This window comes from Pseudoxanthomonas broegbernensis (assembly GCF_014202435.1).
GTDB lineage: Bacteria > Pseudomonadota > Gammaproteobacteria > Xanthomonadales > Xanthomonadaceae > Pseudoxanthomonas > Pseudoxanthomonas broegbernensis.
The window spans coordinates 51,874-73,802 of the sequence record NZ_JACHGU010000006.1 but is presented as its reverse complement, the minus strand read 5'-3'; the positions used below and the strand labels follow the sequence as shown (position 1 = coordinate 73,802).

18 protein-coding genes are annotated in these 21,929 nt (G+C 68.9%); all 18 read right to left on the bottom strand.

What is annotated here, in order from left to right; all coding sequences use genetic code 11:
- Positions 1-12 precede the first annotated feature (12 nt).
- The 18 genes from HNR76_RS12625 to HNR76_RS12540 all read right to left on the bottom strand — a co-directional run bounded on the left by HNR76_RS12625 (position 13) and on the right by HNR76_RS12540 (position 21,898).
- Positions 13-3,096, bottom strand: coding sequence for a CDP-glycerol glycerophosphotransferase family protein (locus tag HNR76_RS12625; RefSeq protein ID WP_162311657.1), 3,084 nt, complete (start codon positions 3,094-3,096; stop codon positions 13-15).
- A gap of 23 nt (positions 3,097-3,119) precedes the next feature.
- The gene (locus HNR76_RS12620) at positions 3,120-3,929 is read right to left on the bottom strand and encodes a LicD family protein (protein ID WP_343059325.1); all 810 of its coding nucleotides are present in this window, start codon (positions 3,927-3,929) and stop codon (positions 3,120-3,122) included.
- A gap of 43 nt (positions 3,930-3,972) precedes the next feature.
- Complete coding sequence (locus HNR76_RS12615) at positions 3,973-5,388, bottom strand: bifunctional cytidylyltransferase/SDR family oxidoreductase (protein ID WP_162311655.1); 1,416 nt, start codon at positions 5,386-5,388, stop codon at positions 3,973-3,975.
- Entirely contained in the window at positions 5,385-6,080 is a 696-nt protein-coding gene (locus tag HNR76_RS12610; RefSeq protein WP_183982272.1) for a WbqC family protein, read from the bottom strand. Before HNR76_RS12610 ends, HNR76_RS12615 begins: the two co-directional genes overlap by 4 nt.
- Positions 6,077-7,201 (bottom strand): DegT/DnrJ/EryC1/StrS family aminotransferase, encoded by a 1,125-nt coding sequence (locus HNR76_RS12605; RefSeq protein WP_162311653.1) that lies wholly within the window; start codon positions 7,199-7,201, stop codon positions 6,077-6,079. The genes HNR76_RS12610 and HNR76_RS12605 overlap by 4 nt, the downstream gene beginning before the upstream one ends.
- Before the next feature lie 83 nt (positions 7,202-7,284).
- Positions 7,285-8,772, bottom strand: coding sequence for a sigma-54 dependent transcriptional regulator (locus HNR76_RS12600; protein ID WP_162311652.1), 1,488 nt, complete (start codon positions 8,770-8,772; stop codon positions 7,285-7,287).
- Positions 8,769-9,149, bottom strand: a complete 381-nt coding sequence (locus HNR76_RS12595) for a response regulator (RefSeq protein ID WP_162311651.1) — start codon at positions 9,147-9,149, stop codon at positions 8,769-8,771. Before HNR76_RS12595 ends, HNR76_RS12600 begins: the two co-directional genes overlap by 4 nt.
- A gap of 16 nt (positions 9,150-9,165) precedes the next feature.
- Positions 9,166-10,602: an RNA polymerase factor sigma-54 gene (gene rpoN, locus HNR76_RS12590; protein WP_162311650.1), complete on the bottom strand. Its 1,437-nt coding sequence runs from the start codon at positions 10,600-10,602 to the stop codon at positions 9,166-9,168.
- 190 nt (positions 10,603-10,792) lie between these two features.
- A complete protein-coding gene (locus HNR76_RS12585; RefSeq protein ID WP_162311649.1) occupies positions 10,793-11,431 on the bottom strand; it encodes a response regulator in 639 nt (212 codons plus the stop codon).
- A gap of 156 nt (positions 11,432-11,587) precedes the next feature.
- On the bottom strand, positions 11,588-12,169 hold the full coding sequence (locus tag HNR76_RS12580) for a PilZ domain-containing protein (RefSeq protein WP_162311648.1): 582 nt from the start codon (positions 12,167-12,169) through the stop codon (positions 11,588-11,590).
- Complete coding sequence (locus tag HNR76_RS12575; protein WP_183982270.1) at positions 12,166-12,468, bottom strand: hypothetical protein; 303 nt, start codon at positions 12,466-12,468, stop codon at positions 12,166-12,168. The genes HNR76_RS12580 and HNR76_RS12575 overlap by 4 nt, the downstream gene beginning before the upstream one ends.
- Positions 12,465-12,893, bottom strand: coding sequence for a flagellar export chaperone FliS (fliS, locus tag HNR76_RS12570; RefSeq protein ID WP_162311647.1), 429 nt, complete (start codon positions 12,891-12,893; stop codon positions 12,465-12,467). Before fliS ends, HNR76_RS12575 begins: the two co-directional genes overlap by 4 nt.
- A gap of 87 nt (positions 12,894-12,980) precedes the next feature.
- Positions 12,981-14,339 carry a flagellar filament capping protein FliD gene (gene fliD, locus HNR76_RS12565; RefSeq protein WP_162311646.1) on the bottom strand — a complete coding sequence of 453 codons (1,359 nt, stop codon included), beginning with the start codon at positions 14,337-14,339 and terminating at the stop codon, positions 12,981-12,983.
- Positions 14,340-14,726: 387 nt separating this feature from the next.
- Positions 14,727-15,923, bottom strand: coding sequence for a flagellin (locus HNR76_RS12560; RefSeq protein ID WP_162311645.1), 1,197 nt, complete (start codon positions 15,921-15,923; stop codon positions 14,727-14,729).
- A 541-nt stretch (positions 15,924-16,464) separates the two neighbouring features.
- On the bottom strand, positions 16,465-17,667 hold the full coding sequence (gene flgL, locus HNR76_RS12555) for a flagellar hook-associated protein FlgL (RefSeq protein ID WP_162311644.1): 1,203 nt from the start codon (positions 17,665-17,667) through the stop codon (positions 16,465-16,467).
- The gene (gene flgK, locus HNR76_RS12550; protein WP_162311643.1) at positions 17,664-19,547 is read right to left on the bottom strand and encodes a flagellar hook-associated protein FlgK; all 1,884 of its coding nucleotides are present in this window, start codon (positions 19,545-19,547) and stop codon (positions 17,664-17,666) included. The genes flgL and flgK overlap by 4 nt, the downstream gene beginning before the upstream one ends.
- 6 nt (positions 19,548-19,553) lie before the next feature.
- Entirely contained in the window at positions 19,554-20,714 is a 1,161-nt protein-coding gene (flgJ, locus tag HNR76_RS12545; RefSeq protein WP_162311642.1) for a flagellar assembly peptidoglycan hydrolase FlgJ, read from the bottom strand.
- A complete protein-coding gene (locus HNR76_RS12540) occupies positions 20,714-21,898 on the bottom strand; it encodes a flagellar basal body P-ring protein FlgI (protein WP_425503969.1) in 1,185 nt (394 codons plus the stop codon). The genes flgJ and HNR76_RS12540 overlap by 1 nt, the downstream gene beginning before the upstream one ends.
- Positions 21,899-21,929: the final 31 nt, after the last annotated feature.

Here is a 21,929-nt window from a genome sequence, read left to right as displayed (position 1 = left end):
GTCGCCCCCCGGTCAGGACTGGATTCTGCGCAGGTTGGCCGCCTTTTCCCGTGCCCGCCGGGAAGAACCCTGCAGGATGGGCAGGCTGGTGAGCACGTACAGCAAGGCCAGCCAGCGCGGTGACCTCCCCAGCGAGACGTCCAGGGACTGCGTCTGGAGCGGCTCTCCGCGCAGGTTGCGCACGATGTCGGCCAGCGAGAGCGGTGGGGCGAATCCGCTCCGGGTGCCATGGCTGTGTACTGAATCGGACAAGTCGGAAACGACGGCCAGCGCCTTCGGGTCGGCCTTGTTGCGGGCGAAATGGCCTATCGACCAGTCGAACAGCATGCGCATGGTGTCGGCTTCGTCCTGCAACGGCAGGCGGCACAGGTCGCGGGCGAAACGCGGAAGCTCCCGCTCCATTGCCTGGTGCAACTGCAAGTCGCATTCGCGTGGCGGAACCAGTGGCAGGAACGCGCCATCGCGCTGTTCGTACCCCAGCGTACTGTCGTAGGGAAGATTGGCGAACAGCGTCTCCACCACCTGGAGCGAGGCGGGGCTTACCGAGAGGTTGTGGCGCTGCTTGCCGGGCTCGCTGCGATAGATGCTGCGCGCATAGTAGAAGTCGGTCGGCACGGGTCGCCCGGCGGCCCGTTCGAGCAATCGCGCCAGACAGTCCTGGGTGTAACCGCGCCCCCAGTAATCGACATAGGCATGGCGTTGGTCGAAGTCGATCTGCGAGGCCAGGTAGCCGCAGGCCAGGCTGCGCTCATGCGAAGCGATTTCCAGCAGGTGCTGGTGGTATCGCGTGCAGTTCTTGGCTTCGTGCATGACCAGTACCAGGAAGGTACGAGGCAATTTTCCGCGTTCGGCGGGAATCGTCAGGTCCGGGAAAAAGTCGACGAACTGCCCCTCGTCCAGCCGGAATCCCTTCAGCAATCCATCGAAGGACATGCCTCCTTGATAATTCAGGAAGCTGGCGAAGAACTCCTTATCGACGCCCTCGATGTAGGAGGCCATCCACCATGCCCGGCGCGAACCGTGGATGTAACGGGTCCGCAAGGGCAATCCCCGCTCGGCGATGACGGAGTCGGCGATCTGCTTGAGGTAATGGCCGTCGCGGGCGACGAAATACAGGCATTCCAACCCCCGGTCCAGCGCATCGCGCAGCACCCACATCACGTAGGGGACCATGTACAGCGATGCCCGCGTATAGGCATAGCAGGATTTCTCGTCCCGGCCGTGCTTCTGACGGAAGCGGGCCATCAGGGCGGCCACGCAGAAGCCATCGTAACTGCGCAGACTGTCAACGATTTCGCGCTCGTAGGCCGAGAACTGCATCGGTTCATGCAGGACGGGCACGATACCGATCTGAACCGCCCGCTCGCCATCGGCGATGGGGTTGTCGCCATGATGGACCCATTCGGAAAAGCGGTAGTCCACTTCGGCGAAGGCATCCAGATAAAGCGTCCGGTTGCTTTTCTGGGTGCCGCGCGAAGACGACAGGAAGAGGGGCAATTCGGCCAGGCGAGGTTCGGCCTTGGCGAGCAGGCGGCGAACGAAGTCCTCTGGCAAGTACATGTCCGACAACAGGATGACCGACTGCCCCTCCTCGACCAGCCTGAGCGCCTCCGCGACCTTCTCATCGCAGGGTTGGCACGACAGCCATTCGCTTTCCAGTTCGCGATCGCGGAGAAAGGCGACTTGCCCTGCCGTCAGGCCGTATGTCTGCGCCAGGCGCTCAAGGATTTCCTCGAAGGTGATTTCCAGCAGCGTGCTGTTGCGTTCCAGTCGAGTGGATCGGTAGAAATAGCGGACATTGGATTCGGCCCCCATCCTGGCATTGGGATAGTCGGCGACCAGCGACTCGGGGAATTCCAGGCCGGAGTCGCGCATGGCGCGCTGCACCCGGTAAAAGACGCCTACCGGCTCCAGCGTGGCGCGCTGGAGCAGCGTATCGAACACATCGAACGAGTGCAGGACCGGAGAAAGCGCCGGGCATGGGGCGAAGGCCAGGGTCGATTCGATCAGGCGGTCGTTGTTGCCGGACCCGGCGTACGACCAGAACAGCGAGCGAATGCGCTCCCTGTCCGTATCGGCATGTTCGCGATAGTTGCCCAGGGCCCGCAACAGCGCATCGAAGTCGGGGCATTCCAGGCCCGAGGTCATCTCCCGCAGGTCAAACGCGACGTTGCGGATATTGCCGTCCTGGCCATGGTCGAAGAAGTAACGGATGAAGTGCGGCACACCCGCGGCCAGCAGATCGTAGAAGATGGAGGAGTAATCAATGATGGCGGCATCGATCTTCTCCAGTACCTCGTAGAAATCCTCGTGGTTGTCCCAGAACATCAGGCGCGGGTGATCGCCATGACGCAGCTTCAATGCCTTGTACTTCTGGTAGCCCTCCATCATCGGATGGACCTTGAGTACCAGCAGCAGGCCATGTGCTTCAAGGGCATCCAGAAGCCGGGCCATGTCCGGCAGGGCTTGCGAGAAGAAGTCGTTGTGGGATTTTTCCCGGTAAGTCGGGCAATAGGCGACGATGCGGGTGCCGGCAGGCAATTTCTTGCGGCCAAGAAGGTCGTGATCGAATGTGCGGATGGCGACCCGCTCATGGCAGCGCGGGTAGCCGCCTCGGAGGATGGCGTGTTCTTCGAGCGCGCATTGCTCGATGAAATGCCGCTCCATCAATGGCGAGGTGGTCAGAAACAGGGAGTTGTGGCGGTAGGCCTCGTGGTTGACGATGTGCTTCTTGACGATGCGCTCGCGCAGGAACCCGGTAGCGACCCCGCGCTCGATGGACTTGCAGCCCACGCCATGCCAGAGGTTCAGTATCTTGCAGCCCTGCAGCTCGTCATGGATGATCTCCTTGAAGTTCTCCACCACATAGACCCCGGCCTTTCGCATCAGCGAGCGTCCGGCCGGCGAATCGAAACGCTGCGCGCTGAATCCCTGTTGGCGAACCAGTGCGATGGTCGTGTCGTCGTCACACAGCCAATGCGCCTGAATGTCCCGGCGCTTCATCTGGATGTACGCGAACAGCCATTTGGGGTTGCCGGAGAAGTTCATGCCGGCATTGAAAACCCAGACGTTGTTGTTTCTTCGGTTGCTGGACATCCCGTACTCTCTCTCCAGACTCACTATCGCGCCTTGCCGGACGTGCATGCGGTGGCGATGGACACGGTGCGGATACGGTGTCCCGAATGGCGATCGGTGGTGGGCGGCAGGCGCATGAAGTCGCCGTAGACCGCGTGCAGGTATTCTTCGGGCCGGGCCGGCGCACGGAACATGCGTCCCTGGAAATGGACCTTGCTGCCAGCGCCGAATACCTGTGCCGGCACCAGTTCGCGGTGCCCATAGAGTCCGTACAAGTTGCCCAGCAGCAATGATCCGCGGTTGCCGGCGCTCGATGTCCATGTGTCGTAGGCGCGGAACAAGACGCGACGCGGCACCCATGCGCTGAGCAGCGTCAGCAGTGCGTACCGGGGACGCTGCCGCCACGGGATGCGGCGGCGATAGTAGCCGGCTTGCTTGTTCATCGTCATCGCTCTAAATAGCGCGATTCCGCGCCAGAGGAGCGCCTGTTGCCAGCCCGCCTGCGGTACGGCGTCCAGCGGGAACACGTCCACGCCGATGCCCCGGTCGTAGGGACGTGCGTAGTCGATCACCAGGCGCGAAGCCGTATCGCTCACGACCAGGAATGGATAGGGCGTGCGCGGGTCGTTGCGAGGGTGGGCGGCCTTCAACCCGGGTGGCAAGCGTGGCAACGCCTGCAGCAGGCGCCGGTAGTCCGCGCGCGGAATGCCGATGTCGATGTCGTCGTCCCAAGGAATGAAGCCGCGGTGGCGGAGTGCGCCGAGCAGGGTGCCGCCGATGAGGAAGTAGCCGATGCCTTCGGCATCGAGGAAATCCACCAGTGCGCACAGCACCTCGAAGGCGCGTTGCTGCACATCGGCCAACGCCACCGATCCGACTCGCCGAGGGAGGCATGATTCAAGCGTCATGGCGCCGCACGTCGAATACCACGCCGGTCAACGTGGAACAGGCCGCCAGCAAGGTCGCGCGTGCCACGACTTCCGGATCGAGCAGGCTGTCCGCCGGCTCAGCGCCGAAGTTGCGCGCGCGCATCGGGGTCTGGGTGCGTTCTGGATTGATGCAGATCGCGCGGACGTGGTCGGCAGCCCATTCGTCGGCCAGCGCTTGGGTCAAGTTGACGATGGCGGCCTTGGTCGCGCTATAGGCGGCATAGAAGGCGCGCCCGCGGGTGTAGGAGCTGGAGGCGAAATTCACGAGGCAACCATGGCTCTGCCGCAAATACGGGTGAGCCGCCTGGGCCAGATGGATCGCACCAGTCAGGTTGGTGGCGATGATCCGCTCCATCTCGCCTTCCGCGAGCAAGACCAGCGGCTTCTTGATCAGCAGGCCGGCGGTGTTGATCATCGCGTCGATCCGGCCTTCGCGCGCGGCCACGCCAGCCAGGAACGCCTCCAGGTCGTGCCGGCGGGTGATGTCGATGTTGCCGGCGCCCCGGCTGGCACCGTGGACCCGGGCGCCATGCGCCCGGGCCAAGGCAGCGATCGAGGCGCCGATGCCGTAGTGCGCGCCGACCACGGCCACGACCCGGCCCTGCAGCCCCTCGAGACTTTCGCTGTGCTGCGTGCTCTGCGTGCTGCGGATCTGGATCAGTTTCTCGGCGATATACAGGTCCACGCCGTCGGTGATTTTGAGGTTGGAAGGCGCGCCGTCGACCGTAGCGATGGCAATGCCGGGCATTTCCCGGCGGACCACGCCGCAGTCGCAGGTCGCGCCTTCCAGGCCGCTGGCAGACGCCAGCCGGTAGGCCTCGCGGAGGATGCCGAGGCGGAACCCCTGTGGGGTCTGGCCGCGCCGCAGGCGGCTGCGGTCCGGGATGTCGTGGATATGCCCTTCGCCGGCGACTTCGACGATGGTGTCGCCGGCGGCGACGACGACGTCGACGACGTCGTAGCGTTCGAGCGCTTCCAGGCAGCGACCGATGGTCGGCTGGTCCAGCAGCGGGCGGGCGGCGTCGTGGACCAGCACCCGAGCCTGTGCCGATTCATCGGCCAGGGCGACGATGGCCGAGGCGGTGGAATCGGCGCGGTCGCGGCCGCCTGCCACGACCTTGCCGACCTTGCGCCAGCCGTTGCGTGTGACCGCGTCCCACAGGCTGTCCTCGTAGCCGGACGGCACCACGACCACGATCTGGTCGACCATCGGCGAATGCTCGAACACCTCGACGGTGTGTTCGATCACCATGCGTCCGGCCAGTTTGACGAACTGCTTGGGAACTTCGCTGCCGAAGCGCAGGCCACGGCCTCCGGCCAGGACCACGGCGATCACCGGCGTCGGCGACGGTTCGGGCGGCGCATCGATCACCAGGACGTTCATGCCGCGTCCTCTACGTGGGCCAGGTCCAGCATCCGCGCCACTTCGTGCGGTGGGTTGTGCATCAGCAGGTCGATCATCGAAAGGCCGGGCATGAAGTCCTCCCGCGCGGTCTGCGGATAGGCGGGAAAGCGGCCATGGACGAAGCGCAGGCGCACCCCGTGTGCGCCGAATGCGGCCGCGTCGTAAAGCGCCCGACCGCCGGGAGGGTTGTGGTAGACGTCGGCGTGCAGCTCGCCGCAAAGTTCGAGGATCCGCGCCTGGCCGCCCACCCGAGAGGGGCGCTCGGAGGCGAAGGACGCCCGCAATCCGCGTCCCAGGTGCGCGAACACTGCCTGCACCGAGTCCGCGCACAGGCGCGCCACGCCTTCGCCTGGGCGGCACACGGACTCCACCAGGGCATAGGCTTCATCGAAATGGGGCGCGCGGCGGTAGGCATGCCGCAATTGCTGCAAGAACCGTGCAAAGGCGTCGCCGGCGAAACGGTGCTCGGAGATGGCCCGGTTCTGGCTGGCCTTGGCCACCGGCAGCGTGAAGCGGAAGGGCTGGCCGCCGAGCAGGATGGTGTTGCGGTGGATGAAGCCCCGGCGAATGAAGGCCACGTCGTCCAGGAATACGAAGTGGTCCGCGCCGGCGGCCAACTGGAAGTAGCCCAGATAGGGGAAGAAATAAGGCTGCATCGCCGCCAGGATCACGCTACGTGCGCCTCCGCGCGGACCTCGCCGATCGCCGCGCAGACCGCTTCGACTCCGGTATCTTTCAGGTCGGGGAAGATCGGCAGGCACAGCACTTTCTGCGCCGCCTCGCGGGCCATCGGCAACAGCGCCGGGTCGGCCGAGGCCAGGCCGCGGTACATCGGGAAATCGCTGATCAGCGGGTAGAAATAACGCCGTACGAGGATCCCGCGCCGGCGCATGTGCTGGTACAGGCCATCGCGGTCGAGCGGGAACTCGGCATCCACCAGCACCGGGAAGTAGGCGTGGTTGGCGCGAGCCTGGCCGCCGCGCGGCGGCATGAAGCGCAGCCCGCGAATTCCTTGAAGTCGTTGCCGGTACAGGGCATCGATCTGCTGCCTGCGTTCCAGCGCACGGTCGATATAACGCAGTTGCAGCAGGCCGAATGCCGCGTTGACCTCGCTCATTTTTCCATTGATGCCCGGGGCGACCACGGTGGTCTCGTCGACGAATCCGAAGTTCTTCAGATGGCCTATGCGCCGGTAGGTACGCTCGTCGGGACAGACGATCGCGCCGCCTTCAAAGGTGTTGAAAACCTTGGTCGCATGGAAGCTGAGTACGCTCAGGTCGCCATGGCGCAGCACCGATCCGCCCGCGTCCTCGACCCCGAAGGCATGGGCGGCATCGTAGATCACCTTCAGGTTGTAGGTGTCGGCGATGCGTTCGATGGCCCGGGTATCGCAGGGATTGCCATAGCAATGCACCGGCATGATCGCTGTGGTCTGGGGAGTGATTGCCGCCTCGATCCGGGATGGATCCAGATTCAGGGTTACCGGGTCCACGTCGACGAACACCGGTTTGATCCCGTTCCAGAGCAGGGAATGCGCGGTGGCGACGAAGGAGTAGGGCGTCGTGATCACCTCGCCGGTGATCCGCAGGGCCTGCAGCGCCGTGACCAGGGCCAGGGTGCCGTTGGCCATCAATGCCAGGTGCTTCACCCCCAGGTAGCGCGCCATGGCCTGTTCCAGCTCCCGATGCATGTCGCCGCCGTTGGTCAGGGTCCGGCTGCTCCAGATCTTCTGCAGGTAGGGCAGGAACTCCTCCAGGGGAGGCAACAGCGGGCTGGTGACGGGAATCGGCATGGCGGCCTCCTGTGGCCCGTTCTTCCCCCTACGGGATTCGGTCGCCACGTCGGGTATGCAAATGGTGTGCCTGGCGTGCCGCCTCAGCTCGACAGCTCGGCCTGCTCGCGATCGATCCCGTACTTGCGCAGCTTCTCCACCAGGGTGGTGCGGCGCAGGCCCAGCAGTTGGGCGGCATGGGCCACCACGCCCTGGGTGCGCTCCAGGGCTTCTCGGATCAGTTGCAGCTCGACCTGGGCCATGTGTTCGCGCAGGTCCAGGCCGTCCTCCGGCAAGCTGGCGGGCAGGACGGCCGTGTCGGCCGCCGCCGGGGTTGCCGATGGCGCCGCCGCCGTGCTCGCCGTAGGCGTCGCCGCCGGCGCGGAGACGGGCGCGGCGGCCTGCGCCAGCACCGGCTCGGTTCCGGCCGGGACATGGGCGCGGTAGCGCGCCGGCAGGTCCTCCAGCCGGACCAGGCCGCCGGGGTTGAGCACCGCCAGGCGCTCGACCAGGTTGGTCAGTTCGCGCACGTTGCCCGGCCAGGCGTAGCCGGCCAGGGCGGCCAGGGCGTTGTCGGTGAAGCGGACCTCGCCGCGGCCGGTGCGGGCCAGTTGCTCGGCGATGGTGGCCACCAGCACCGGAAGATCCTCCCGGCGCTCGCGCAGCGGCGGCATCTCGATGGGAAACACGTTGAGCCGGTAGAACAGGTCCTCGCGGAAGTGTTCCTCGGCGATGCGATCCTCCAGGTCGCGGTGGGTGGCCGCGATCACCCGCACGTTGCACTTGATGGTCTGGTTGCCGCCCACCCGCTCGAAGCTGCGCTCCTGCAGCACGCGCAGCAGCTTGACCTGCATCGGCAGGCTCATGTCGCCGATCTCGTCCAGCAGCAGGGTGCCGCCCTCGGCCATCTCGAAGCGGCCCTTGCGCGCGCTCAGGGCGCCGGTGAAGGCGCCTTTCTCGTGGCCGAACAGTTCGCTTTCCAGCAGGTCCGGCGGGATCGCGCCGCAGTTGATCGCCACGAACGGGCCGTCGCGGCGCGGCGATTGCTGGTGGATGGCGCGCGCGGCCACTTCCTTGCCCGTACCCGACTCGCCCAGCACCAGCACCGTGGTGTCGAACGGGGCGACCTGGCCGATCATCCGGCGCAGGCGCTGCACGGCGGCGCTGTTGCCGGTCGGGCCGCTGTCCTGGCCAAGCGTGCCGGCCTGCTGCTCGGCATCCAGGCGCTTGAGGCTGGCCCGGCGCAGGCAGGCTTCGAGCTGGACGTGGCGGATCGGCGATTCCAGCGGCCATACCCCGGCCTCGTGCAGGCCGTGGGCGGAGGCGAACGTGGCGGTCTCGCCTTCCAGCAGCAGCACCGGCGGCGGCAGCGGCGCATCGCCCAGCCAGGCGAAGAAGTCCTTCGCCCCGGCCGCGTCGTCCAGCTCGCCCACCACCAGCGCCATCCAGTCGGTCGGGCGCTGGCGCGCGGTGGCCACGTCGCCCGGCGAGGCGGCCCAGCGCGGGTTGAGGTCCATGAACTCCAGCAGGCCGCACAGGCGCTCGGCGCGCTCGGCCTGGCTGTCGATGACCAGGATCCGGGATTCGCTCATGTGGCCTCCTCTTGTGCCAGCCGCTCCAGGATCGGCATCACCTCCTGGAGGTAGGACAGCTTGCTGACGAAGCTGTCCGCGCCGGCGCGCATGGCGTGCTCGCGATGCTCGGCGTCGTCGAAGTGGCTGGCGATGACGATGTAGGGCGGGTCGTCCTGGGTCTTGATCAGGCGGGTGGCCTGCAGGCCGCCCATCTCCGGCATGGCCAGGTCCATCAACACCGCGTCCGGGCGCAGCGCCTCGGAGCGCTCGATCGCCTCCAGGCCATTGCCGGCGGTGCCGGCGACCTCCAGCCACTCGATCTTGCGGAAGTGGCGCATGGCCGCATTGATGAAGCCGTCGTGGTCGTCGACCAGCAGGACGCGGATGTGACGCATGGCAACGTGTTCCTGGTCAGCCGGCGCTGGCGAGGGCCGGGGTGGGGGGCACGGCGCCGCGGCGGCGTTCGCGCGCCGGGGCGATGGACAGTTGCTCACGATACTTGGCCACGGTGCGGCGCGCGATATTCACGCCCTGGCGGGCGAGCAGGGCGGCGATGGCATCGTCGGCCAGCGGCCGGCTGGCCGGCTCGGACTCGATCAGGCGGCGGACCATGGCCCGCACCGCCGCGCCGGAGACGCTGGCCCCTTCCAGGCGCACGGCGAAGAAGTGCTTCAGTTCGAAGGTGCCGCGCGGGGTCTGCACGTACTTGCCGCTGGTGATGCGCGAGACGGTGGACTCGTGCATGCCGATGGCGTCGGCCACTTCCTTCAGGGTCAGCGGGGCCATGGCCTCGTCGCCGCGCTCCAGGAACGCGGCCTGGCGCTCGACGATCACCTTGGCCGTGCGCAGCAGGGTGTCGTAGCGCATCGACAGGCCGCGGGTCAGCCAGCGGGCTTCCTGCAGCAGCTCGCGCAGGCGGCCGGCGCCTTCGCCGTCGCCGGCCTGGGCCAGGGCGCGCTCGTAGCCGGCGTTGACGTTCAGTTTCGGCGCGGTGGCCGGGTTCAGCGCCACCCGCCACTGGCCGCCGCCGTGCCACACCACCACGTCGGGGATCACGTAGCCGGCATCGGCGGGATCGGCCTCGGCCTGGGCCGGGCGCGGCTGCAGGGACAGGATCAGGCCCACGGCCTCGGCCACGTCGCCGGCCTCCGCCTCCAGGCGGCGGGCGATGGCCGCGTGGTCGTGGGCGGCCAGCTCGGCCAGGCAGTGTTCGAGGATGCGGGCGGCCAGCGGCCGGCCGGCGCAGGGCGAGGGCAGGGCGGCGAGCTGGGCGCGCAGGCATTCGCCGGCATCGCGCGCGGCCAGGCCGGCCGGCTCGCCGTGCAGCAGGTGCTGGCGGATGGCCTCGATCCGCTCGGCGGCCACGTCGAAGCGGGCGCAGGCGCGCAGCAGCAGGGCGGAATGATCGCCGTCCAGGTAGCCGGCATCGTCGCAGTGTTCCAGCCAGAAGCCGGCGATCTCCAGCGACTTCGGGTCCAGTTCCAGGGACAGGCGCTCCAGCACGCGCACGAACGGGTCGCTGGACCCCGGCTCGGCGATGCGCTGCATCCGGTCCTCGCCTTCGCCGCTCCAGCCGGCGCTGGGCACGTCCCACATCGACGGTTCGGGCAGTTCGTCGAAGGCGGCGGTTTCCAGGCCGGCGCTGTCCGCGTCCGCGGCGTCGTTCTCGCCGTCGGCGGCGACGGTCGCGTTTTCCTCGTCCAGTTCGAGCATCGGGTTCTGTTCGAGCACCCGGGTTATTTCCATCTGCAACTGTTGCGCGTCGAGCTGCAGCAGGCGGATCGATTGCAGCAACTGCGGGGTCAGGTGCAGTTGCTGGCTCATTTGGACCGACGTGGTGGCTTTCATCGCGATTCCCCTTCCCCGGACTGCGCCGGCTCCCCGGCACCATGGAGGCATCGTGGACCCCATGCGTCGGAAACTGAATCGGGACTAACCTGAGTGGGGTCATTGTTTCCCCTACTCGTTGTAGGGGTTTCCCCCACATGAAAAACGGCGCCTCGGCGCCGTGCGGCGAAAAATCGCCGTTCGCCCGGGCTCAGTCCAGTTCCTGGCGGTGCTTGACCGCCAGCAGCACCAGTTCGTTGGCGCGCCGGCAGCCCAGGGCTTCCATCATCCTGGCCCGGTGCGTCTCCACCGTCTTCACGCTGATTCCCAGGTCGGCGGCGATCTCCTTGCTGCTCAGGCCGCGGCCGATCTGGGCCAGGATCTCGCGCTGGCGCGGCGGCAGCGCGGCCACGCCCTCGGGCTTGGACCGGGCGCGGCCGAGCAGGGGGGCGATCATGCGCGCGGAGATGCGCGGGCTGAGGAACACCTCGCCGCCGGCGGCCGTGCGCAGGGCCAGTTCCAGCTCCAGGGGCGCGGCGTCCTTGACCACGAAGCCCGCCGCGCCGCGGTCCAGCGCATCGCGCACGTGCAGCGGGTCGTCGTACATGGACATCATCACCACGCGGGTCTCGGGCGCGCGCTGGAGGATGCCGCTCAGCGCTTCCAGGCCGGTGCGGCCGGGCAGGGAAAGATCGAGCAGGACCAGGTCGGGGCGATGGATCGCGGCCAGGTCGATGGCCTGGTCGGCATTGCTGGCCTCGGCCACCACGTCCACCCCGGCGAAGGTCTGCAACAACCGGCTCAGGCCGGCACGGACCAGGGTGTGGTCGTCAACGATCAGGACTCGCACGGATGGGCAATCGTTCCCCGTATGCCGGGAACCACCTTAGCCGATCGTCCCTGCGATTTGTAGGCGCGGGGGGATGGCGGGCGCGATGGATGGGCGGCGCGTGGCCTCTTGCGGCTCCGGTAAAGGGTCGCCGGCCGAACCGGCTCCTGCAACGGATCAGCGCCGGCGCGCGTCGGCGATCTGGCGCCGGTGCATGCGGAACAACTGGCGGCCCATCGCTTCTTCCAGTCCGGTCGGCAGCACCGGGAAGCGTAGCCACAGCCACAGGCCGCCATCGTCGGAGGCGGTCGCCGCCACGCTGGCCGGAAGCTCCAGTTCGTCCGGCAGCCAGTCCGAGGGTTGCAGCCGCAGCAGGCCCGGCGTGTCCGTCGCCGGTGCCGGCGTCCCCGCTTCCAGGCGCAGGCGCAGGCCGCGCGCCGACCAGCGCAGGGTACGGGCGGGCAGGGCATCCAGGGATTGGCGGACCAGGCGCCCCAGCAGCACCAGCATCAGGTCCAGCTTGGCATCCATGCGCTGGGCGAGCAGCGGCAGTTCGCCGCGCTTTTCCTCGCCGCCTTCCTCGCCGCGCAGGTCCTCGACCTGCGCCAGGCTCAGCAGCAGCGCCTCGGCCTGCGGCAGGCGGCCGGAACCGGCGACGCCGGCGCGGAAGTCGGCCGGCAGCACCGCGTCGCAACTGAGGGTGTCGCCGAACAGGCCGGCCTCGGCAGCCTGCGCCGCCTGGGGCCAGCCCGCGTTCATCGCGCGCTCTGCCGGTAGCTGTGGCTGGCCTGGCCGGACTGGCGCAGGCCGCGCAGGGCCGTGGCGGCTTGTTCGCGCGCCGCGGACATGTCGCTCTGGATGCGGTGCTGCAGCTCCAGAAGTTCGCGCAACGCCTGCAGCGGAGCCTGCTGGCCGACGGTCTCGATGTACTCGCGCAGGCGCCGGTCGTGGCTGGCGAGGACTTCGCCGGCCTGGACGAAGTCCTCGCTGTCCAGCGCACGGCGCAGGCTGGCCAGGTCCTCGTGTAACTGGTCGAGCGGGGCCGCCACGGCGTTCACCTGGCGGTCTCCAGCACCGCGGGCGCCGCCTGGCGCTGCTCGGCGGGAATGGCGTTCCAGGCCGCATCGATCTCGCCCAGCAGGCCCAGCGCCTCGTCCAGCGCGGCATGGTCGTTGTGCAGGTTGGCCTCGGTCAGGCGCTGGACCAGGTAGTCGTACAGCGACGACAGGTTGCCGGCCAGCTCGCCGCCGGCCTCATGGTCGAGCGAGCCGTTGAGGTGGCCGACGATCGCGCAGGCCTCGCCGATGGCCTTGCCCTTGCGCGCCAGGTCGCCCTGGTCCAGGCAGGCCTTGGCCAGGCGGATGCGTTCGCAGGCGCCCGACAACAGCAGGGCGACGAGTCTGTGCGGGTCGGCATCCATCACGTTGCCGGACACTTCGAGTTTGCGGTACTGCTCGGCGTATCGGCGGCTGGACCCAAGCATGGCGTTCTCCTGCAATCGGGTGTGCGGGACGGTGTGGTGCGCACGGGAAAGGCTGTGCCTAGGTTATCGGCGCGGCCGGCCCATCCTTTATTTGTTCGTCTTCGCCTGCAGGGCGGACAGTTGCTGGGTCAGGTAGGAGCTGGTGCTCTGCATCTGCGCCACCAGCGTGTCCATCGCGGTGAATTGCGCCAGGTAGCGCGCCTCCACCGCCTCCATCCGCCGGTTCAGTGCATCCATCTGGTCGGAGAGGCCGTCGATGCGCTTGTTCAGGCCGTTCGTGCGCAGGGTGAGGCTGCCGCTGTGGCTGTCCAGCACGCCCTTGAGCAGCGCGTCGAAACGGGTGGAAAGCGTGCCTTCCTTGCCGAACAGCTTGTTCAGGGAGTCCGGGTCGGCGGCCATGGCGCTGTCGAACTTGGCCGAATCCAGGCTCAGCGTTCCGTCCTTGGCGATGGTGACCCCGAGCGCCATGAGTTCGCTGACGTTGCTGCCGACCAGGCTGCGCAACTGCTGCTGCATGCCGCGCACCATCGCATCGCCGGTCAGGATCGAGGCGGTCTTGGTCTCGGCGTTGTAGCTGCTGACCGAGCGCAGCACGGTATTGGCCGCGTTGAAGGCGCCCACCAGCGACTGCAGGTTGCTCTTGAGCGCGCCGTCGTCGCGGGCGACCCGCACGGCGAAGGTCTCGCCGGGCTTGGCCTTGGTCAGGTTCAGGGTCAGGCCGGGCACCAGGTCGGCCACCGCGTTGCTGGTGGCGGTGCGCTCGAATCCATCCACCTTGAGCCTGGCGTCCGTGGCGGCGACCACCTCCTGCAGGGTGGCGGCGCCGTTGTCGGGGTCGTAGACCAGTGCCGCCAATCCGCCGTCGCCGCCGCTGGTGGTGATGGTCAGGGCGCCGGCGCTGCCGGGCCCGGTGGCGTTGAAGACCAGGTGCTGGCCGTCGTCGGCGTTGACCACGCTGGCGGTGACGCCGCTGCCGCCGGCGGCGCGGTTGACCGCCCGCGCGATCTGCTCGAGCGTGGCGTCGGCGTCGATGGCCACGTCCAGGGTCTTGTCGCCAAAGCCGATGTGCAGGGTGCCGCTGCCGACCGCCGCGTCCTCGGCGAACGCGCCGGAGGCGAGCTTGTGGGACTGGGCCAGGGCGATCACCTCGACCTCGTAGCGCCCGGCGGCGGCCGAACTGCCGGCGCTGGCGGTGAAGCCGGCGTTGCTGTCCACGCTGGTGCTATGGCTGGGCGTACCGATGCTGGCGGTGAGCTTCAGCAGCGCCGCCTGCAGGTTGCTGTAGCTGCTCTTGAGCGTGCCCAGGGCCGAGAGCTGGGAGTTGATCTTGCTGGCGCTGCTGGTGATGGTCCTTTCCGCGGGCCTGCGCTCGGCCGCGACCAGTTGGTCGACCAGGCTGCCGATGTCCAGGCCCGAGCCCAGCCCGCTGAAGCTGATGGTCGCCATGTCGTAGGTTCTCCTGTCGCACCGGCCGCGATCGCGGCGGGCACCATGGTCGGTAGCGGCCTTGGCCGGCCGGACTTTAGCCCGGCATCCCCCGCAGGATGCAATTCCCGTTCCACGGCCGGGGGAGGGCGGGCCGCTGTGCCAGGAACGGGAGGCGGCCGCACTTGCCTGTTCCCTGTGGCAGCCGGATATGGCCGGCGACCGTCATGCCCGTGCCCGGGGCGTCTCCGGCCCGGAAAGGTATCGCCGGCCGAAGCCGGCTCCTACGCGTGCAGGTAGGCGCAAGGCGGGGCGGCGCAAAGAAAAACCCCTCCCGTTTCCGGGAGGGGTTGCCGGCGCCGCAAGTGCGGCGCTCCCCTGGAGCCTGGAGAACCGCCTCGGCTGGAATCAGCCCAGCAGGCTCAACACGTTCTGGGTCGAGGCGTTGGCCTGGGCCAGCATCGCGGTACCGGCCTGCTGCAGGATCTGCGTGCGGGTCAGCTCCGCGGTCTCCTTGGCGTAGTCGGCGTCGCGGATGCGGCTGCGCGAAGCGGACAGGTTCTCGGAGGTGGTGTTCAGGTTGGCGATGGTGGAGGTGAAGCGGTTCTGCACCGCGCCCATCTCCGCCCGCGAACCGCTCACCGAGGTCAGCGCCTTGTCCACGATCTCCATCGCCCGCTGAGCGCCCTGGAAGGTGGAGATGTCCAGGTCCTTCAGGAAGCTGGAGCCGTTGGCGGTGACGTTGGCGGCCACCGTCGCCGCCACGATGCCGCTGGCGTCGTAGGTCAGGCCCGTGGTGCCGGTGAGCGCGCCGGCGGTGAAGGTGAAGTCCTCGCCCGCCTTCAGCGACTCCAGCTTCAGCGCGCCGGTGGCGGCGTCGATGGAAGCGTATACGCCGGTCTGGTCCATGCTCTCGTTGATCGCGGCGGCCACCTTCTTGGCCACGTCGGTGTGGGTGTCGCCCACGGCGATCTTCACGTTGGCGATGGCCTTGCCGTTGACCTGCATGCCGGACAGGCCGCCGGCGCCGGCGGCCGTGCCGGAAGCGATGACCGAGCTGTCCGACACCTGGGCCTCGGCGAAGCCGGCCTTGCCCAGCGCCTCGATGTTGGCATCGACGATGCTGTTGATGCCGATCGTCTGGCCCGCGTTGGCGCCGACCTGGAACAACTGGCCGGAGAAGCTGCCGTCGAGCAGCTTGGTGCCGTTGAAGCTGGTCTGGTTGGCGACGCGGTCGATTTCCGACAGCAACTGGGTGACTTCGGCGTTCAGCGCCTGGCGATCGGAATCGGAGTTGGTGGCGTTGGCCGACTGCACCGACAGCTCGCGGATGCGCTGCAGGTTGTTGCTGATCTCGACCATCGCGCCTTCGGCGGTCTGGGCCAGCGAGATGCCGTCGTTGGCGTTGCGCACGGCCACGTCCAGGCCGCGGATCTGGGTGGTGAAGCGCTCCGAGATCGCCAGGCCGGCGGCATCGTCCTTCGCACTGTTGATGCGCAGGCCCGAGGACAGGCGCTGGATGGTGGTCGCCAGGCTCGCGCTGGTGGTGTTCAGGTTGCGCTGCGCGTTCAGCGACATCACGTTTGTATTGATGACTTGTGCCATTTTGATTCTCCTCTAAGCGTTCTATCCCGGCGGAAGGATGTGGTTTGCCTTGGCCGGAGCCTCCGCAGGGGGGTCATCAAGCTGACCGGTGCCGCTGCTGGTATGAATAACGGCGCTTTGTCAAGAACCTTTAGAGGACTTGCCGGAACTTTTTGCGTCTTCCGGTATCCCCGCCGGCTGTGTGCCGCTGCGCCACGGTGGCGGTCGCCCGCCGACAGGGTTTAACGGCGCGGCGTGGCGGGAGTTTAGGTCCGGGCGGGAAAAAATTTCTTCCCCGGCGTCGAAGGCGGGGCAGCGGGAAAGCGACGGGGGTATTCGACCGGAGGCGGATGCAGCGGGCAGCCGGTTCGCCGGGAGCGGGGGCATGCCGGCTTCGGAGAGGTCGCCGACTGATGCCGGCTCCTGCGGGAGAAGGCTGCGAGAGGCGCTTTTAGGAGCCGGGTATGATCGGCGACCGCCATGTGCCGGCGATGCCCGGCACCGGGAAGATGTCGCCGACTGAAGCCGGTTCCTGCAGGCGCGCGCGCAGCCGGCGCGGGATTCAGCGCAGCAGGTCGAACAGCGACATGCCCTGCATGCGCGCGAACACCGTCTGCGCGGTCTGCAGCGCGGTGCTTTCCATCTGGTAGCGGGTGAGCGCGTCGGCATAGTCCAGGTCGCGCAGGCCCGACAGGGTTTCCTCGATCGTCACCGCATTCGCCTCGCGTACCGAGGCGGCATCGTCGATCGCGGCCAGTTGCGCGCCGCCGGCCGCGCGCGCGTCGATCATCTGCTCGGAGGCGCGGGCGACGTCGCGCATCGCGCCTTGCAACGCGTTCTGGCGCGCGGCCTTTTCCGCCACCGTCAACGCGTCGCCTTCCAGCGTGCCGATCAGGCTGCGCAGGGTGGCGAACACGTCGCGGTGGCCGGCCGCGCCGATCTCGAATGCATCGCCGATGGCCGGCTCGCCCTCCAGGCGCAGGCGCAGGCCGCCGTGGGCGATGTCCTCGCCGCTGGCCCAGGTGCCGCCGCCCACCGTGTTGCCGCCATCGTCGAGCACCTCGTAGGTGTCCGCCCCGGTGAAGACGATGCGGTAGGCGTCGCCGTTCCAGCCGCCGCCGGAGGCGCGGCCGTAGTCGGTCAGCACGACGGTGCCGGCGTTGCCGATGTCGGCGTGCGCGTCCACGGTGCCGTCGCCGGTGCGGATGCGCATGAAGATCTCGCTGCCGGGCGTGGCGTCGGCGACGAAGGTCTCCGGTGCGATCTCCACCCGGCGCTGGGTCTGGTCGCCGTTGTAGACGATGCCGCCGGCGGTCTTGCTGAAGGGCGCCGAATCGTCGGCGCTGCCGCCGAACAGGTAGCGTCCGCTGCCGTCGGTGCTGTTGGCCAGGCTGAGCAGGCCGTCGTGGATCGAGCGCAGCTCGGCGGCGATGGCGCGGCGGTCGTCGTCGGAAAGGCTGGAGTTGTTGGCCTGGACGACGAGGTCGTTGACCCGGCCCATGCTGTCGCCGGCCTGCGCCAGGAGGTTCTCCTGCAGGCCCAGGCGGTTGGCCACGGTGATGGCGTTCTTGCCGAAACGCTCCAGCTCGGCCAGGGCGCGGTCCAGGCCCACGGCGGTGCCGGCGGCCACCGGGTCGTCCTTGGCGGTGACCAGCTTCTGCCCGGAGGCCAACTGCTGCTGCAGGGTGGTCAGTTGCTTCTGCCGCAGCATCATGCTGGCCAGCGACTGGCTGAACATCATGCCGGTGGAGATGCGGTTGTTCATCGGCGCACCGCGTTGAGGATGGACTGGAACATGGTGTCGGCGGTGGAGATGATCTGCGCCGCCGCCTGGTAGGCCTGCTGCAGCCGGAGCATGTTGGCGGCCTCCTCGTCGAGGTTGACCCCGGCCACCGAATCGCGCGCGGCCTGGGCCTGGTCGTGGATCACCTGCTGGGCGTCGGCCGAATACTGGGCCTGGCGCGCGGCCGAGCCGACCATCGTGGTCAGGCCGCCCATGGCGCCGTTGAGGCTGACCGTGCCGCCGTTGAGCACGCGTGCGTCGTCCAGGTTGGCCAGCAGCGCGGCGTTGCCGTTGTCGCCCGAGCGGGCGCTGGTGCGGCCAACCCGGAACTGGTCGCCGGCGGCCGGCGCGCCGTCCAGGGTCACGCTCCAGCCGTTGGCGCTGATCGTCTGCCCGGGGACGAAGGCGAACGGGCCGCTGGCGCCGACCATGTACTGGCCGGGATCGAGGAATTCGATCACCACGTCGTCCAGCAGCGCGGCGTCGCCGGCGTCGTCCACCTTCAGGCCGGACAGCACGCCGCTGCCGAGGTTGGCCAGGTCGGCGCTGCCCGACACCGGCGTGGCCGCCGCGATCCGCGACGGATCGGTGATGGCCACGGCCAGGTTGCCGGCGCTGGCGGAGGTGGGTTGCAGCAGGAAGCTTTCGCCGGCGGCCGGCGGCGGGGCGGTGGAGACCACCAGTTCCACGCCGCCCACGCGCAGCGGATCCAGCGCGGTACCGGTGCCGGACAGGGTCGCCGGCATGCCGGTGGCGGCGCGTTCGGCGCTCCAGTTGGCGCCGTCGAAGCGCAGGATCAGGTCCTGGCCGGTCAGTGCGCCGGCATCGTACACCTGCGCCTGCAGGCTGGCGCCGCTGGCGTTGCCGGAGTGGCTGTTGACCCGGGGCGCGGACACGCTGAAGAAGTCCCCGCCCATGTCGCCGTGCAGGTCCATGCCGGCGCGGTGGCCGGCATTGAAGGTGTCGGCCATGCTCACCGCGATGCGGCCCAGCTCGGCCATCGCCGGGTCCAGCACGCCGGTACGGAACTCGACCAGGCCGCCCATGCTGCCGCCGAGCGTGCGCTGGTCCAGGGCCACGGTGGTGCCATGGCTGCTGAGGGCCAGTTGCAGGCGCTCGGGACGGTAGGGATCGGGGATGGTGGTCACCGAGACGGCATCGCCGCCCACCACCAGCGGCTGGCCGCCGGCGGTGAACACGTTCACCATGCCGCCGTCCTGGGCCACGGCGGTGCCCCCGGTGTAGCTCGCCAACTCGCTGATCAACTGGTCGCGGCGGTCGAGCAGGTCGGGGGAGGCGGACGCCACGTTGCCGCCGATGCTGACGTTGATGCGGGCGATCTCGCCGGCCAGGCGGTTGATTTCCTGGGCGCCGGCGATCAGGCCGTTGTTGACTTCCGCATCCAGGGTGCGCAACTGCCCGTCGAGCTGGCGGAAGCGCGTGGCCAGCGAACCGCCCATGGCCAGCAGGTCCTCGCGCTCGGCGGTGCCGGCGGCGTTGGACGAGAGCGCACTGACCGAGTCGAAGAAGTTCGACCACAGCCCCGCGGCATTGGTGGCGGTATCGGAGAACAACTGGTCGACCCGGTTGGACAGGCTGGACAGTTGCTGCAGGCGCGCCAGTTCGCCGCCGCTGTCCAGCAGCCGCGAGGTGGCCAACTGGTCGGCGATGCGCTGGATGTCGTTGATCTTGACGCCGTTGCCGACGTAGCCGTAGCCGTAGTTGGTAGGGTTGCGGGTGGCGAACTCGACCCGCTGCCGGCTGTAGCCCTCGGTGTTGACGTTGGCCACGTTGTGGCTGACGGTCGCCAGCGCGCGCTGGAACGCGATCAGGGCGCCGGTACCGGTGGACAGGACGGACATCGGGGCTTACCTCCGGTTCGCGGCGCCCAGGGCGCCGGCGGCACTGGCCACGGCCGCGCCGGCGCCGGCGGCCAGGTCGGCCCCCGTGCGCGCGGCGACGCCGGCGATCGCCTGGACCGCCCGGCCGATGGTCGGCCCGTTGGCGATCGCGGTGATCTTGGCCGCATAGGAAGGATCGGTCGCATAGCCCGCATTCTGAAGGGCCTGGGCGAACCGCTTGACGTCGCCGCCGGACTGCAGCGCCTGGCGGTAGCGCGGGTTGTTCTTCAGCATGCGCACGTAGTCGGCGAAGCTCTCGGCCGGCGAGGCGTAGGCGCGGAACTCGGCCTTCTCGCTGACGCGCACGCCATCGACGTACTCGTGGGTGCCGGCGGTGGCGCGTTCGCCCTTCCAGCCGGCGGCCTTGATCCCGAACAGGTTGTGCGCGCTGTCGCCGCCCTGACGCTGGATCTGCCGGCGGCCCCAGCCGGTCTCCAGCGCGGCCTGGGCCACCAGCGCGCGCGCGTCCACGCCCAGTTCGCGGGCGGCGGACTGGGCGTGGTGCCAGATGCCGGCGACGAACCGTTCCGGGCTGTGCGGGGCGAACCCGGCCTCGGCCGTCGCCGCGGCCCTGGCGGTCGGGGAGGCCACCGCGCCGTCGACGCCGGCCATCAGGCGCTGGACCAGGGCATCCAGCGGCGAGGCGGACGCACCGGTTCCTTCGCCGTCGCCTCGGCCGGCGATCAGGTCCAGTGCCCGGTCCAGCCCGGCCAGCCCATCCATGCCGTCCGCGGGGCCGCCGCGCGCGCGCGCATAGGCCAATGCCGCGGCCGCGGCGCGGGTGGGGCCGGCGCGGCCATCCACGGAGGCCGGCAGGCGGGTATCCAGGGCTGGCGCGGCGGCTTCGGCCACGCCGGACTGGCGCGAGAGCTGGCGCGCGATCATCGGCGCCAGGCCCAGCCCCTTGCCTTCGGTCAGGGCCTTGGCCAAGCGCTGGTCGTAGAGGTCGCGGAAGGTCTGGTTCTCGCCGGGAAACAGCGAATCGCCGAAGCTGGCATCGCGCATGCTCTTGACCAGCATCTGTGCGAACTGGCCCTCGAGCTGGCGCGCGACATGGTCGATGCGCGCGGGATCGGCCTTCTGGGGCGCGGCGGCCAGGTCCATCGGGAGCGGTTCGCCGATGCGCATCAGATCACTTCCAGCTCCGCGCGCAGCGCGCCGGCCTGGCGCAGCGCTTCCAGGATGGCGATCAGGTCGCCGGGCGCGGCGCCGACCTCGTTCACCGCGCGCACGATCTCGTCCAGGGTGGCGCCGCCCTCGAACTTGAACATGCGGCTGCCCTCCTGCGAGGTGCTGACGGTGGAGGCGGGCGCCACCACGGTGTTGCCGGCGCCGAAGCTGCCGGGCTGGCTGACCTGCACCGCCTCGTTGATGGTCACCGTCAGCGCGCCATGGGCGACGGCGGCCGGCATCACCCGCACCTGCGAGCCAATCACCACGGTGCCGGTGCGGGCATTGACGATGACCTTGGCCGGCGCCGTGCCGGGGGTCAGCTCCAGGTTCTCCACCCGGGCCAGGAAGCCGATCCGCGCGCCCGGGTCGGTCGGTGCGGCCACCGCCACGGTGACGCCGTCGACCGCGCGCGCCGCGCCCGGGCCGAACGCGCCGTTCAGCGCCTCGACCATGCGCGCGGCGGTGGTGAAGTCGTTGCGGTGCAGGTTAAGGGTGATGTCGCCGCCGCCGTCCAGCGCGTTGGGCACGGCACGCTCGACCGTGGCGCCATTGGGGATGCGGCCGACGCTGGGCACGTTGACCGACACCCGCGAGCCGTCGCGGCCCTGGGCGCCGAAACCGCCCACCACCAGGTTGCCCTGGGCGATGGCGTAGACCTGGCCGTCGGCGCCCTTCAGCGGCGCCATCAGCAGCGAGCCGCCGCGCAGCGAGACCGCGTTGCCGATCGAGGAGACGGTGATGTCGATGGTCTGGCCGGGCTTGGCGAACGGCGGCAGCTCGGCGTGGATCGCCACCGCGGCCACGTTCTTCAACTGCGGGTTGACGTTGGGCGGCACGTTCACGCCCAGCTCGCCGAGCATGTTCTTCAGGCTCTGCACGGTGAAGGGCGCCTGGCTGGTGCGGTCGCCGCTGTTGTCCAGGCCGACCACCAGGCCGTAGCCGACCAGCGCGTTGCCGCGCACGCCGCCGACCTGGGCCAGGTCCTTGATGCGCTCGGCATGGGCCGGTGCCAGGAAGGCGCCCAGCAGCGCGAGCACGCAGCCCAGGGCGCCGATCCTTGCGCGAAGGATTCGCCCGTTGGATCCCCGCAGGTTGAACCCGCGCACATGGATGTGCGGGTTCTTGCGAGGGATTGGCACGTCGACGTGCGGGCTCTTGCGAGGGATTCGC